General features: G+C 65.9%; 15 protein-coding genes. 9 read left to right on the top strand and 6 right to left on the bottom strand.

The features are described from left to right. Nucleotides 1-26 precede the first annotated feature (26 nt). The gene (locus E4K65_RS30215; RefSeq protein WP_135177230.1) at nucleotides 27-917 is read left to right on the top strand and encodes a LysR family transcriptional regulator; all 891 of its coding nucleotides are present in this window, start codon (nucleotides 27-29) and stop codon (nucleotides 915-917) included. On the opposite strand, the gene E4K65_RS30220 is transcribed toward E4K65_RS30215, so the two are convergent. Further along, nucleotides 904-1,119, bottom strand: a complete 216-nt coding sequence (locus E4K65_RS30220; RefSeq protein ID WP_135177231.1) for a hypothetical protein — start codon at nucleotides 1,117-1,119, stop codon at nucleotides 904-906. The two genes, E4K65_RS30215 and E4K65_RS30220, sit on opposite strands and share 14 nt — an antisense overlap. Before the next feature lie 47 nt (nucleotides 1,120-1,166). Here E4K65_RS30220 and ruvX point away from each other — a divergent pair, with 47 nt between their 5' ends. Genes ruvX through E4K65_RS30235 form a run of 3 tightly spaced genes read left to right on the top strand, consistent with a single transcriptional unit; the run spans nucleotide 1,167 to nucleotide 3,063 of the window. Beyond that, nucleotides 1,167-1,646, top strand: coding sequence for a Holliday junction resolvase RuvX (gene ruvX / locus E4K65_RS30225; protein WP_167771268.1), 480 nt, complete (start codon nucleotides 1,167-1,169; stop codon nucleotides 1,644-1,646). Between the two features lie 16 nt (nucleotides 1,647-1,662). Continuing rightward, nucleotides 1,663-2,130 carry a hypothetical protein gene (locus E4K65_RS30230; RefSeq protein ID WP_135177233.1) on the top strand — a complete coding sequence of 156 codons (468 nt, stop codon included), beginning with the start codon at nucleotides 1,663-1,665 and terminating at the stop codon, nucleotides 2,128-2,130. A 9-nt stretch (nucleotides 2,131-2,139) separates the two neighbouring features. Further along, nucleotides 2,140-3,063, top strand: a complete 924-nt coding sequence (locus tag E4K65_RS30235; RefSeq protein ID WP_135177234.1) for an AEC family transporter — start codon at nucleotides 2,140-2,142, stop codon at nucleotides 3,061-3,063. 9 nt (nucleotides 3,064-3,072) lie between these two features. Here E4K65_RS30235 and E4K65_RS30240 read toward each other — a convergent pair whose 3' ends face one another. From E4K65_RS30240 to E4K65_RS30250, 3 genes are all read right to left on the bottom strand, one after another. Continuing rightward, nucleotides 3,073-3,843, bottom strand: coding sequence for a CPBP family intramembrane glutamic endopeptidase (locus E4K65_RS30240; RefSeq protein ID WP_135177235.1), 771 nt, complete (start codon nucleotides 3,841-3,843; stop codon nucleotides 3,073-3,075). A gap of 137 nt (nucleotides 3,844-3,980) precedes the next feature. Continuing rightward, nucleotides 3,981-5,624 (bottom strand): acyl-CoA dehydrogenase family protein, encoded by a 1,644-nt coding sequence (locus tag E4K65_RS30245; protein ID WP_135177236.1) that lies wholly within the window; start codon nucleotides 5,622-5,624, stop codon nucleotides 3,981-3,983. A gap of 20 nt (nucleotides 5,625-5,644) precedes the next feature. Next, nucleotides 5,645-6,403 (bottom strand): M15 family metallopeptidase, encoded by a 759-nt coding sequence (locus E4K65_RS30250; protein ID WP_135177237.1) that lies wholly within the window; start codon nucleotides 6,401-6,403, stop codon nucleotides 5,645-5,647. 180 nt (nucleotides 6,404-6,583) lie between these two features. On the opposite strand from E4K65_RS30250, the gene E4K65_RS30255 reads away from it, so the two are divergent. From E4K65_RS30255 to E4K65_RS30275, 4 genes are all read left to right on the top strand, one after another. Then, a complete protein-coding gene (locus E4K65_RS30255; protein WP_014494716.1) occupies nucleotides 6,584-7,531 on the top strand; it encodes an aspartate carbamoyltransferase catalytic subunit in 948 nt (315 codons plus the stop codon). Between the two features lie 5 nt (nucleotides 7,532-7,536). Beyond that, nucleotides 7,537-8,838, top strand: a complete 1,302-nt coding sequence (locus E4K65_RS30260; RefSeq protein WP_135177339.1) for a dihydroorotase — start codon at nucleotides 7,537-7,539, stop codon at nucleotides 8,836-8,838. A gap of 104 nt (nucleotides 8,839-8,942) precedes the next feature. Further along, nucleotides 8,943-9,539, top strand: coding sequence for a glycerol-3-phosphate 1-O-acyltransferase PlsY (gene plsY / locus E4K65_RS30265; protein WP_135177340.1), 597 nt, complete (start codon nucleotides 8,943-8,945; stop codon nucleotides 9,537-9,539). Between the two features lie 212 nt (nucleotides 9,540-9,751). Next, nucleotides 9,752-10,966, top strand: a complete 1,215-nt coding sequence (locus E4K65_RS30275) for a patatin-like phospholipase family protein (protein WP_135177238.1) — start codon at nucleotides 9,752-9,754, stop codon at nucleotides 10,964-10,966. Here the strand turns inward: E4K65_RS30275 and E4K65_RS30280 are convergent. Then, complete coding sequence (locus tag E4K65_RS30280) at nucleotides 10,958-12,202, bottom strand: amidase (protein WP_135177239.1); 1,245 nt, start codon at nucleotides 12,200-12,202, stop codon at nucleotides 10,958-10,960. The genes E4K65_RS30275 and E4K65_RS30280 overlap by 9 nt on opposite strands. Nucleotides 12,203-12,503: 301 nt before the next feature. Here E4K65_RS30280 and E4K65_RS30285 point away from each other — a divergent pair, with 301 nt between their 5' ends. Next, nucleotides 12,504-12,929: a DoxX family protein gene (locus tag E4K65_RS30285; protein ID WP_135177240.1), complete on the top strand. Its 426-nt coding sequence runs from the start codon at nucleotides 12,504-12,506 to the stop codon at nucleotides 12,927-12,929. Between the two features lie 193 nt (nucleotides 12,930-13,122). On the opposite strand, the gene E4K65_RS47665 is transcribed toward E4K65_RS30285, so the two are convergent. Then, nucleotides 13,123-13,692 carry a hypothetical protein gene (locus E4K65_RS47665; protein ID WP_167771269.1) on the bottom strand — a complete coding sequence of 190 codons (570 nt, stop codon included), beginning with the start codon at nucleotides 13,690-13,692 and terminating at the stop codon, nucleotides 13,123-13,125. Between the last annotated feature and the right edge of the window lie 187 nt (nucleotides 13,693-13,879).

Genomic DNA, 13,879 nt, shown 5'->3' on the forward strand with positions numbered 1-13,879 from the left:
TGCCATCACAAAAGCGAAACGACGCCATGGAACTCAGCGATATCCAGACCTTCGCCGCGGTCGCCCGCACCGGCGGCATCACCCGCGCTGCCGAGGAGCTCAACACTGTGCAGTCCAACGTCACCCAGCGCGTGAAGGCGCTGGAGGCGGAGATCGGCACGCCGCTGTTCGAGCGCCACAGCCGCGGCATGACGCTGACCGGCGCCGGCAAACGCCTCCTGCCCTACGCGCAACGGATGGCCGCGCTGTCGCGCGAGGCCGTGCTCGCCGCACGCGACGACGGTGAGCCGAAGGGACCGCTGGCAATCGGTTCGATGGAAACGACGGCCGCCGTGCGGCTGCCGCCGCTGCTCGCCGATTTCCACCGCCGCTTCCCGGCCGTGCGCCTCTCCTTGCGTACGGCGACGACGGCCGACCTCGTCGCGGGCGTGCTCGAAGGCACGCTCGACGGCGCCTTCGTCGCAGGTCCCATCGCGCATGCCGACCTCACCGCGACCAGCGCCTTCCGCGAAGAGCTGGTGCTGGTCAGCGCGCAGCGCTGGAGCTCGCTTGCGGAGCTGCGCGCCGGCACGCCAGAGTCCGGTCCGACGGCGCTCGTGTTCCGCACCGGCTGCACCTATCGCCAGCGGCTTGAGCAGGTCTTCGTCGAGTTCGGCTGGCCGTCGGCCGCACGCTTCGAGCTCGGCACGCTCGACGGCATGATCGGCTGCGTCGCCGCCGACATGGGCGTGACGCTGCTGCCGCGCACTGTGGTCGAGCGCAGCGCGATGAACGGCAGCGTGTCGATCCACCCGCTGAGCACCTCGCACGCGCGCGTCGAGACACTCTTCATCCAGCGCAGCGCCGGCCATCAATACAGCGCGCTTCAAGGCTTTGCGGCCTGCCTGAAGACGGATGACGACGTCATCGCGGCCTGAGATACCAGCGCCGCAGCGCCACCACGGCCCAGATCGCCTCGACGAGACCGAACGGCCAGGCGCCCTGCAGGAAGCCGTAGGCGGAGCCCAGCGCACAGGACATCGCGAACAGCAGCACGAACCAGTGGCTGCGATCCTCCAGGGCATAGCAGACCAGCATCGCCGTCACGGCAAACAGGCCGAATAGTGTCAGTGCATCCATTGTTACCGGTTCACCCCGCAGCGCGACGCGTGTTATGCGCTAACGCCATGCCCGCTCTTATCCTGCCCCTCGTCGATGCTGCAACCCACTGGCCCGAACGCGGAGGGCTGATCGGCCTTGACCTGGGCACCAAGACCATCGGCGTCGCCGTGTCCAATCCGGACCGGCGGCTGGCGACCGGCGTCGAGACCATTCAGCGCAAGCAATTCAAGCAGGACGCGGCGCGGCTCCTGGCGATTGCGACCGAGCGCAAGGTAGTCGGCTTCGTACTCGGCCTGCCCATCAACATGGATGGCAGCGAGGGCCCGCGCGCGCAATCGACTCGCGCCTTCGCCCGCAACCTCGCCAATCTCACCACGCTCCCCATCGGCCTCTGGGACGAGCGCCTCTCGACCGCGGCGGTCGAACGCGAGTTGATCGGCATGGATGTCAGCCGCGCCAAGCGCGCCGAGGTGATCGACGAGCACGCCGCGATCTTCATCCTGCAGGGCGCGCTCGACCGCCTCGCCAATTTGCGCCAGATCTGACCCCGGAAGCAGCGACATGGCATCGCCGGCGATAGCAAGGTTCTCATTCGCCGCGATTATCGGCGCTCTCCTTGCTATCCTGGCCGTGCCGGGTTCGTGCGCCGCCGACGACCATGCCATGTCGGAGCTCAAGGGCACGTGGTCCGGGACGTTCAATCAGTATTCGCATGACATCAACGGCAGCTTCCCGGTCAAGCTGACCATCGACGCCATCTCCGGAACCGAATTCACGGGCACCATGGACTGGCCGACCTTCGACAATACCCGGACAAGGGTGAAGGGAATGGTCGACGGCACGCTGATCAAATGGACCGAGACAGAATATCTGAGAGGCGACGACGCCGTCCTCGGCGGACTGTACGTCGCGCATTTCAAGGCGGACAACGAGATCGGCGGCGACTGGATAGACCCCAAGCACACCATCACGCCAAAGGGCCCCCGCTACGGGACGCGAGGAGCCGACTTCGTTCTGAAAAAGGAATAGGCGCCCGCCATGGCCGTCGTGATCGCGGCGCTGCTGCCGGTCTTCATCCTCATCGTGCTCGGCGTCGTGCTCCGGCACAGCCTGATGCGGCTGGATACGCAATGGCACGGGCTGGAGCGGCTGACCTATTTCGTGCTGTTTCCGATGCTGCTGATCCAGACGCTGGTGAAGGCCGACCTTTCCAAGGTGCCGGTCGCCGGCGTCGGCGGCGCGCTGCTGCTGTCGGCGCTGGCGATGTCGCTGCTTTGCCTCGCGCTGCGCCCTGCGCTGGCGCGGCTCGACATCGACGGGCCGGCCTTCACCTCGATCTTCCAGGGCGCGACGCGCTGGCAGACCTATGTGGCGCTCTCCGTCTCCGCCAACATGTTCGGCGATGTCGGGCTGGCGCTGGCATCCGTCGCGATGGTCGCGATCATTCCACTCGTCAACGTGTTCAGCGTCGCCGTGCTCGCCCATTATGCCGCGCCGGAAAAACAGTCCGCGCGCGCGATCGTGACGACGGTGATCCGCAATCCCCTGATCTGGGCCTGCGCGATCGGGCTCCTCGTCAATCTGACGCACCTGCCGCTGCCGAAGATCTGGCACGAAGTCGCGGATGCGCTGAGCCGGTCATCCCTGGCGATCGGCCTGCTCGTCACCGGTGCGGGCCTGCATCTCAAAGGCCTCCTGCGTCCCAGCCTGAGCGCGACGATCGGCGTCGCCTTCAAGCTGGTCCTGATGCCCGTGCTGGCGCTGGCGCTTGCGGCCTGGTTCGGGCTATCAGGCAACAGTCTGGCAATCGTCGCGATCTGCGCGGCAGTGCCGACCTCGCCCAGCGCCTTTGTGCTGGCCCGCCAGATGGGCGGCGATGCGCCGCTGCTGGCGCAGATCATCACGCTGCAGACGATCCTGGCGGCGGTCACGATGCCGATTGCAATTGCGCTGGTGGCTTGAGGCGGAGCCTCAACTCCCCAGCCACATCGTCAGCACCACCGCAGTCATGTTGTTCAGCGCGTGCAGCACGATCGTGAGCCAGAGCGAATTGGCGCGATGGCGCATGTAGCCGAACCACAGGCCGATGGTGAAGACCTCGGCGAGGAAGTACATGTCGTACTGGAGATGCACGACCGTCCACACCAGCGACGACAGGATGATCGCGCCGGGCACGCGCAGGAAGCTCGCCGACCAGCCGCGATAGAGGAAGCCGCGTGCCAGCACCTCTTCCGACATCGGCGCCGCCACGCTGAAGGCGAACAGCAGCAAGATGGCTGCGCCCTTGTCGCGGCCCGATTGCAGCAGGTCGGTCATGAAGCCCGGTGTCGCCTCGCGGCCGAGGCTCCGCGACATCGTCTCCCAGGCCAGCACGACCAGGATAAGCCCGACCACGCCGAACAGAAGCTGCTTCCAGGACGGCCAATGCAGCGCGAGATAGTCGACGAAGGAGGCCTTCTTGATGCGGATGGCGAGCCATACCGCCGCCAGCGTCGCCGGCAGGCCCATGATGACCGACAGCGCGAGCGCTGCCGGCTCCCGGCCGACCGACTGGATCGAGGCCATGTCGATCGGAAGGCCGCGCAGCGCGGCCAGCAGCAGGATCGCCCCGACCTGGCCGACGAACATCGCGACGAAGATGAGAAGGCCCCACAGCGCCGTGCCGAAGAACTTCCAGACGCGCGGCGCGTGATCCGCGGGCGTCATGATGAGTGGCGGATGCTCGGGATTGAGGGAGTCCATCGGGGGCTTTCGTCAGGAGCAGCGAAACATCGGGAGGTCGTCATGCCCGGGCTTGTCCCGGGCATCCATGCCGCGCAGCAAGACGTGGATGGCCGGGTCAAGCCCGGACATGACGGAATGGAGAGAGCTCGTCCCTTTCACGGCAGCGCCCTCTCCAGCAGCGCGCGCACGTCACCGCTCTCAAGCTCCACCGCGCCGTACATGCTGGCGTGGTTCGCGGCGAGGCGCGTGGCCGCGAACAGTTCGGCATGGCGCGGCGACACGCCGTTGAGCGCCGCGGCCGCCGCAAGCAGCGCCAGCTTCTCGACCGCGAGCCGCGCGACGCGCTCGCCGTCGGCGCGGCGGAAGGTCTTGCCGATGAACGCCGCCGCCTCGCCTGCGCCCGGCAGACCTTTGGTCTCGGCGGCAAGCGATTGCAGCACCGCCATCGCCGCCTCCGGCTCGCGCGAGAGCGCGCGCAGCACGTCGAGGCACATCACGTTGCCCGAGCCTTCCCAGATCGCGTTGACCGGCGACTCCCGGTAGTGGCGCGCCAAAATGCCGTCCTCGACATAGCCGTTGCCGCCCAGGCACTCCATCGCCTCGTAGAGGAAGGCGGGCGCGCTCTTGCAGGTCCAGTATTTGATCGCGGGCGTGAGTAGCCGCATATAGGCGGCCTCCGCCGCATCGTGCGGGGTGCGGTCGAAGGCGCGGCAGAGCCGCATCACCAGGGCGACGCTGGCCTCCACATGGAGCGCCATGTCCGACAGCACCGCCTGCATCAAGGGCTGATCGGCCAGATGCTTCTGGAACACGCTGCGGTGACGCGCATGATGCAGCGCATGCGCAAGCCCCGAGCGCATCAGGCCGGTGGAGGCGATTGCGCAATCCTGCCGCGTCAGCTGCACCATCTGGATGATGGTGCGAATGCCCTTGCCCGCCTCGCCGACCGCTTGCGCATAAGCGCCGACGAACTCGACCTCGGAGGACGCATTGGAGCGGTTGCCGAGCTTGTCCTTCAGCCGCTGGAACTGGATCGCATTGACCGACCCGTCGGGCGCAAAGCGCGGCATGAAGAAGCAGGTCAAGCCCTCGTCGGCCTGCGCCAGCACCAGGAACGCATCGCACATCGGCGCCGACATGAACCATTTGTGGCCGGTGATGCGATAGGCCACGCCGTCGCGCACCGCGCGCGTCATGTTGGCGCGCACGTCGGTGCCGCCCTGCTTCTCGGTCATGCCCATGCCGAGCGTCATGCCGCGCTTGTCCCACCACGGCGCGAATGTCGGATCGTAGCTCCTCGTCGACAGCACCGGCATCACGCGTGCCAGCAGATCCGGCTGCATCGCCAGCGCGGCGACGGAGGCGCGCGTCATCGTGATGGGACAGAGATGCCCGGTCTCGACCTGCGCGGCGATGTAGAATTTTGCCGCGCGAATGACCTCGGCGGCATCGCCCGCAGGCTTCCCCTCCGCCGTCCAGGTCGAATTGTGCACGCCCGCATGCGCGCTATGCGCCATCAGCTCGTGATAGGCGGGATGAAACTCGACCTGGTCGCGGCGATTGCCCTTGGCGTCGAAGCTGCGCAGTTTGGGTGTGTTCTCGTTCGCCGCGCGCCCGCGATCGGCCATCGCGGCCGAGCCCCAGTGCTTGCCGAACTCGGACAGCTCCCGCTCCGCCTTGGCGCCGCCATTGGCCTTGACCGCCTCGACCAGCGGCCGGTCCACGGCGAACAGATCGACATCCTCGAACGGCGGCGATTGGTTGAAAACCTCGTGAGTTGCGAAGCTGGGCTGGGTCATCTTGCTTCCCCGGCGCGGAATCAGTTCCGCCGCGGCTGGATCGGGAAATCATAGGCCGCCCCGCCTGCCCCCGGCAGGGAAAAATGCCACCACTCCTTCGAATAGTTCACAAAGCCTTGCTTGGCCATCGCAGCCACCAGCCGCTTGCGCCAGGCGCGCTGGTCCGGTGTGATCGACGGTGCTGCGGTATGGCCCTTCGCGTCCGTACAGTCGTAGCCGGTGCCCATGTCCACGCTGCCCTCCGGCGGCCGCGCCTCGACCGGCGCCGTGCAGTCGGCATAGGTTTTCGATGGATCATATTTGCCGGAGTTGTCGGCTTTGAGATCGACCAAGGTGAGATCGAGCGCCGCACCCGTCGAATGCTGCGAGCGGCTTGCGATGTAGCCGAGGCGAAACAGCTCGGTCTTGGGAATCCTGGGATTGTAGCGCCGCTCGGCGGCCGTCTCACGGCCGTTCTGCGACCACGCGACCATGTCGAGCGAGGCCCGCGCCGGCCGGTAGCAGTCGAACATCTTGAGCGACAGGTTTTGCGCGGCGAGGTCCTGCTGGACCGCCTTCAACCGCAGTCCAACCTCGCGCTTCACCACGCACTCGCCGGCAGCGTAGCCGACGAGCGGACGGCCGACAAAGTTGTTCGCGGTCGCGTAGCGGATGTCCTGGATGATGGTTGGATCGATATCGCGCAAATAGACGAAGCCGCCGGGGAGCGATTGGGCTGAAGCGGACGAGATTGAAGCGATCGCTAAAAGTGCGATCAAAATTGATTTGGCCGAGCGCATCCAGACTTCCCTGTCATTCCGGGGCGATGCGGAGCATCGAACCCGGAATCTCGAGATTCCGGGTCTGGCGCTTGCGCGCCATCCCGGAATGACGGTGTACCAGACTCCTCAGGGGATAACTCCCCGCCCCGGCATTGGCCCTTGCCCCCCCAGCCATCCCCGCCTATAGCTCTCGTTTTAATGACATCGAAATCGACCTTCGTCCTCGGCCACCGGCATTTGCTGGGCATCGAGGGCCTTTCCGCGGCCGACATCACCGGCCTGCTCGACCTGTCCGAAGAATATGTCGAGCTCAACCGCCAGGTTGACAAGAAGCGCACCGTCCTGCGTGGACGGACGCAGGTGAACCTCTTCTTCGAGGCCTCCACCCGGACCCAATCCTCGTTCGAGCTCGCCGGCAAACGGCTTGGCGCCGACGTCATGAACATGTCGGTGTCCTCCTCGTCCATCAAGAAGGGCGAGACGCTGGTCGACACCGCGATGACGCTCAACGCCATGCACCCGGATATCCTGGTGGTTCGGCATCACGCCTCAGGCGCGGTGGAACTGCTGGCCCGCAAGGTTGACGGTTCCGTGATCAACGCCGGCGACGGCGCGCACGAGCACCCGACCCAGGCGCTGCTCGACGCCCTGACCATCCGCCGCAACAAGGGCCGGATCGAGGGCCTCGTGGTCGCGATCTGCGGCGACGTGCTGCATTCGCGTGTGGCCCGTTCCAACATCATCCTGCTCAACACCATGGGCGCCCGCGTCCGCGTCGTCGGCCCCTCCACGCTGCTGCCGCCCGGCATCGAGCGGATGGGCGTCGAGGTTGCGCGCGACATGCGCGAGGGGCTCAACGGCGCAGATATCGTCATGATGCTGCGGCTCCAGCGCGAGCGCATGAACGGCTCCTTCGTGCCGTCGACCTCCGAATATTTCAACTATTTCGGGTTGGACCAGAAGAAGCTCGCTTATGCCAAGCCGGACGCTCTCGTCATGCATCCCGGCCCGATGAACCGCGGCGTCGAGATCGACACCGCGGTCGCCGACGGCGCGCAATCGCTGATCCGCGAACAGGTCGAGATGGGCGTGGCGGTGCGGATGGCCGTACTCGAAGCGCTCGCCCGCAATTTGCCGAACGCGTGATGCTCATGCTGACTGACCGCCGTCCCATCCTGCTTGCCAACGCCCGCGTCGTCGATCCCAGCAGGGATTTCGACGGCCCCGGCGATGTCCTGATTGCCGACGGCATCATCCGCGAGACCCGCCGCGGCATCGGCGCCGCCGGCGTCCCCGAGGGCACCGACGTCGTCAACTGCGCCGGGAAGATCGTGGCCCCGGGCCTGATCGACATGAAAGCTTTCGTCGGCGAGCCCGGCTACAGCCATCGCGAGACCTTTGCCTCCGCGAGCCAGGCGGCCGCTACCGGCGGCATCACCACCATCATCTGCCAGCCCGATACGGAGCCCGTCATCGACAATTCGGCGACGGTGGACTTCGTGATGCGCCGCGCCCGCGACACCGCGATCGTCAACATCCAGCCGATGGCGGCGCTGACCAAGGGGATGCGCGGCGAGGAGATGACCGAGTTCGGCCTGCTGAAGGCCGCCGGCGCCATCGCCTTCAGCGACGGCGACAGAAGCGTCACCAACGCCCAGGTGATGCGCCGGGCCCTGACCTACGCGCGCGATTTCGACGCGCTGATCGTGCATCACACGGAAGATCCCGATCTCGTCGGCGAAGGCGTGATGAACGAGGGCGAGTTCGCCTCGCGGCTCGGCCTGATGGGCATTCCGAACGCAGCGGAAGCCGTGATGCTGGAACGCGACATGCGCCTCGTCGCGCTGACCGGCGGCCGCTATCACGCCGCCTCGCTGTCCTGCATCGACTCGCTCGAGGTCCTGAGGCGCGCCCGCGACGCCGGGATCGCCGTCAGCGCCTCGGTCTCGATCAATCATCTCGCGCTGAACGAGAACGATATCGGCCCCTATCGCTCGTTCCTGAAGCTGTCGCCGCCGCTGCGCACCGAGGACGACCGCCGCGCGCTGGTCGCAGCCGTCGCCGCCGGCCTCATCGACGTGATCATGTCCGACCACAATCCGCAGGACGTCGAGGTCAAGCGCCTGCCGTTCGCGGAAGCCGCTCCCGGTGCCGTCGGGCTCGAGACCATGCTGCCCGCCGGCCTGCGGCTGATGCACAATGGCGAGCTGGACCTGAAGACGCTGATCCGGGCGATGTCGACCCGGCCGGCTGAGATTCTGGGGCTGTCAGGTGGAACCCTGCGCACGGGTAGCCCGGCGGATGTGATCGTGATCGACCCCGATGTCCCCTGGGTGGTCGATCCCGCCGAGCTCAAATCGCCCTGCAAGAACACCCCGTTCGACGAGGCCCGCTTTACAGGCCGCGTGGTGCGCACCATTGTCGGCGGACGGACGGTCTACGAGCATGTCTAGGGTGACGGTATTGGGTGTCGCCCTGCACCGCGGCAGCGGATCGGGACAGGATCATGCGTGGCGTCGCAGTTCAGCATGGAGATGCGGCCAAGGGATTTGCAGCCATGGGTCTTGAAGCATTTTTGCCGGTAGCGCTCGTCATCGGCTACCTCCTCGGCTCGATTCCGTTCGGGCTGGTCCTGACCAGGCTCGCCGGCACGCAAGATATCCGCTCGATTGGCTCCGGCAGCATCGGCGCCACCAATGTGCTGCGCACGGGACGCAAGAGCCTTGCTGCGGGCACCCTCCTGCTCGATGCGCTCAAGGGCACGGTGGCGGTCGTGATCGCCGGCTCCATCGCCGGCCCCAATGCCGCGATGGTGGCGGGCCTCGGCGCCTTCCTCGGCCATCTCTTCCCGGTCTGGCTCAAGTTCAAGGGCGGAAAGGGTGTCGCCGTCTATATCGGCATCCTGCTCGGCCTGTTCTGGCCGGCCGCGGTGGTGTTCTGCCTGCTCTGGTTGGCTACCGCCTTCACCACGCGTTATTCGTCGCTCTCGGCGCTGGTGGCATCCTTCATCACGCCAATTTTCCTGTGGTGGTTCGGCCACCTCGCATTGTCTGCGCTGTTCGCCGTGCTGACGCTGCTGCTGTTCTACGCGCATCGCGAGAACATCAAGCGGCTGCAATCGGGCAAGGAAAGCCGGATCGGCGAGAAGGCCTAGAGCGTTTTCGAGCGAAGTGGATACCGGTTCGCGTCAAGAAAACGCGTCAAAACAAAACCTGACGCCGGGAAAAAGTACGGATACCGCCGCGCTCCTTCCGCATTATACGCCAAATCCTGTTCGCAACTCAAAAGCCAGTCGTGGCCAGAGTGGCGAACGAGTTCCATGCCTGTCATCCTGACAGCACAAAAGGCGTTACGCGGTAGCTCAGAATGAGCGAGAAGATGGTCGGCGCGCATATCGACGGTGGTTCGCAAGCGGCGCCACGCACTGCGGCGAGCCGACTGCTGTCCATGACGGACATCTGGTCCGATGCGCCCTCGCCGCCGCCGGCTCCAGAGCCCGCCGCCGTCCCATCGCCAGCGCCGCCGCCCGCGCCCGTCGTGCAAACGCCGCAGCGCGTCGAGGCCGCGACCGTCGCGGCGCCTGTCGCGCGCGAGGTCCCTTCTAGACAATGGCCACCGCGAAAACTCTCGCTGGCGCTTCAGGGCGGCGGCACCTTTGCCGCCTTCACCTGGGGCGTGCTGGAGCGGCTCTTGGAAGAGCCTGATATCGAGATCGACACGATCAGCGGCGCCAGCGCCGGCGCCGTCAACGCGCTGCTGCTCGCCTGCGGCCTCGCCGAGGGCGGCCGTGAAGCTGCACGCTCGCGGCTGAATCGGTTCTGGGTCCGCCTGATGCACGAGGCCTCGTTCCGCTCGCTGATGCTGGTCGGCGGCTTTTCGCCGACGGGAAGCTCGGTCGCGTTCGGGCCGACGCTGCGCTCGGGCCAGTTCGATCCGTTCGATCTCGATCCGCTGCGGCAGGCGCTGTCGCGCGACATCGATTTCGCGGCGCTGCGCGCGGCGAAATCGCCAAAGCTCCTGATCGCGGCGACGCGGATCCGCGACGGGCAGCAGCAGATCTTTCGCAATGACGCCATCACGACCGACGTCGCGCTGGCCTCGACCTGCCCGCCCCTGGTCCACTGCGCCGTCGAGATCGACGGCGAGGCCTATTGGGACGGCGGCTTCGGCGGCAATCCGCCACTATTGAAGCTGGCGCAGGAGACGGCGGCGACCGACGTGCTGCTGGTCCAGCTCACCCCGTCCCGCGACAGCTACGTGCCGATCACGCTCGCCGCCATCGACCGCCGGCTCGACCAGATCACCGCAAACGCCGCGCTCAATGCCGAGGTCGCGGCGATCGCATGGGCGCATTCGCACGCCGCAACCTCGCTGCGGCTCTCCAGGATCGCGGCAGAAGACTCGATTGAAGGCCTGGCGCAGCGAAGCTCGGCCGATCTCGGCCGCGGCTTCATCCGCCTGTTGCACCGGAGCGGCCGCGAAGCCGCCGGGCGCTGGCTCGGGCAAGGTGCGACGATCAGTGCAGCTCCGCCGCCTGCATCCGATCAGCGCCCCGCCTCCGTAGAGCCCGCGCTAGCCTGATTTCGCCAGCGCGTCCTCCAGGAACCACGCCGTCGCAAGCGCATGCGCGTCGTTGCCGAAGCGCGCGATCACCTGCACGCCGATCGGCAGGCCATTGACCTTCAGCACCGGCACGTTGACGCAAGGATTGCCCATCAGCGTCCAGAGCCGGTTGTAGCGGGGGTCGCCGGTGGAGGCGAGCTCCTTGGCCGGCGGCGTGCCCGGCGCCGAATAGGTCAGGAGCACGTCGAAACCTTCGAACAGCTCGCCGAGCTCGCGGCGGCCACGACGGCTGATCCGGCGCGCCTCGTCATAATCCTTCGGCGTCAGCCCGACCGTCGCATCAAGGCTGGCGCGCAGCATCGGCGCGATCTCGTCGTGATGCTCGGAAAACTCCCAGGCCAGCGCGCGATGCGCCTCAAAGTCCTGGACGATCGGATGGATGCGCCAGGCCTCCTGCACCGCTTCGGGCAGGTCGATGATCTGCACGCTGGCCCCGGCGCGCTCGGCCGCCTTGATCGCGGCTTCCAGCCCCTGCTCGGCTGCCGGCTCGACAGCACCCGCGAATTCCTGCCTGACCACGCCGATCCGCGGCGCCTTGGCCGGGACGATGCCGGCGAATTCGCTGCGGCCGGTCATCGCCAGCAATCCGCGCGCGAGATCCTCCGCGCGCGCGCCGAACAGGCCGACCGTGTCGAGCGCCCACGAATAGCACTTCACGCCGACCGTCGGCAGCATCCGGAACGACGGCTTGATCGCGGCCGTCCCGCAATAGGCGGCGGGCCGGATCACCGAGCCGCCGGTCTGGGTGCCCAGCGCCAGCGGGATCATGCCGGCGCCGACCGCCGCCGCCGAGCCCGAGGACGAGCCGCCGGGCGTATGGCCGGTATTGTGCGGATTGAGCGTCGGCGTCGGATCGCGCGAGGCGAACGCCGTGGTCGTGGTCTTGCCGATGATGGTGGCGCCCGCCCGCTTCAGCATCATCACGACCGGCGCATCCGAGCGCGGCTGCCAGCCGCGATAGATCTGCGAGCCCATCTCGGTCGGCATATTGGCGGTGTCGATGATGTCCTTGATGCCGACGGCGATGCCGCGCAGCGGGCCGGAGGCTTGCGCTCGTGCTGACTTGTCGTGGCGGACGAAGGCATGGACCTCCTTCTCCCGCGCCTCGATCGCCGCATGCGACTGGGCAATGGCTGCTTCAGGCGAAAGCTCGCCCGCTTCGATGCGGCGCTGGAGGTCGGCGAGTGAGATCATGGCGATACCCTTCTTATTGGTATCGCTTTTAGCATTGCGATGAGGTCGCGCAAGCGCACGCGGGCGCGATCAATCCATGCGTGCAGTCAACAGAGACCAACGACGCGACCAGAGCATTCGTCTCCGCGACGTCGCGCCGCCAAGGCCAAAAATGGAAACAGTAACTTTCAATCATTTCTATTTCGGTCACAATTCGATCCGGCCAATCTGAGGACACAACGCAGGGCCCCGCGGCGCGCACTTTCTTCCAGGCCACACGCTTGGTGCCGTCGGACCTCAACCAAGTACAGGAGCGACTACCATGGACACGACCCGTTATGCTTCCCTCGTTGGCCGGCTGCTGATCGGCCTCCCGTTTGCAATGAGTGGCTTCAGCAAGCTCGCCGCTTATGGTGCGACGACCGCTTACATCGCCTCTGCGGGATTACCGGTGCCACCGGTGGCTTATGCGATCGCAGTGCTCGTCGAGCTCGGTGGCGGTCTCTTGCTTATCGCGGGCTATCAAGCCCGCTCTGTCGCACTGGCGCTCGCCATATTCTCTGTGGCCGCGGCAGTCTCGTTCCACAACAACTTTGCCGACCAGAATCAGATGATCCATTTCCTCAAGAACGTGATGATGGCAGGCGGCCTGCTTCAGATTTTTGCCTTCGGCGCCGGTGCGCTCAGCCTTGACGCTCGCCTCTTGCGGAGCGGCTTCGCTGTCGCTCAGGCGGCGCACGCTCGTTGAGTGGACGACCCTGCGGACGACCCGTCGACCACGTCGGGTCTTCCGGCCGTGCCTCTAAAGCCTGATCAAGCGCACCTCACTGTTGCCCACGCCCTCAGGTTGCTCCATGCCACGAGACGGCCGTGGACGGCATCAACCCAAGCGTGGAGCTGACCGAGCTCGAGCGGATGGCGCAAACGCCACAACTAACCGATCAATCTTCGATATCGGCAATTCGCCTGATGACGATCACGACTGCGAAGACCAGGCCAAATACGCCGCCAGCAGCTCCGGCCAGGCCAGAACCAAAGGCGCCACTTACATCCCGGTCGGAAAGCGCGAATACGACCGTTTCAGCCGCCAAGCTCGTTCCCAGCGTCACAGCAATTATGATCGCGACGGACGTGAGAAATTCGACCGCAAATCGAAGTGCCATATGTTTTGGAGTGCCGCGAGCGCGGCGCATACGAGTATCGGGACCTGGGGCCGCCGTGCGCGGCAAGCCTTTGCCGATCAATCGGTCCGCACGCGGATTGTCATTGGGATCGTCGAGGGCCTTGATGTCTCGTGAGAGTTCTCGTCGCATGATCAGAACGAAAATTAGCCCCCAGCATAAACATACGCCCCCTCCCAGGTAGATGCTGTAGCTGCCTGCCCATACGGTCAGAAAAAGGCCAACCCAAAAAAGGGCTTCGCCAAAAAAGTAAGCAACCCCCAATTTGGCGCGCTCGGTCAAAGACAGCTCACCGGAATCCGCCGGCGTCATCGGTTTGCCTTTCGACACTCCGCTTCCCGCACGATCAGCCACCGGTAAGATGTGGAGCGTGGTCGCCGCGTGCAACCCCATTTTTTTCGAGCACCACGCTTTCCAATTCCATCGCTGCAATGCACGCAAGGAGGAATGTTGCGAAGACTGTACTGCGCTTGACCATCATGGGCATCCCGACCTCAGTCTCCTTGATGCCCGATCG

This window comes from Bradyrhizobium niftali (assembly GCF_004571025.1).
Taxonomy (GTDB): Bacteria; Pseudomonadota; Alphaproteobacteria; order Rhizobiales; family Xanthobacteraceae; genus Bradyrhizobium; species Bradyrhizobium niftali.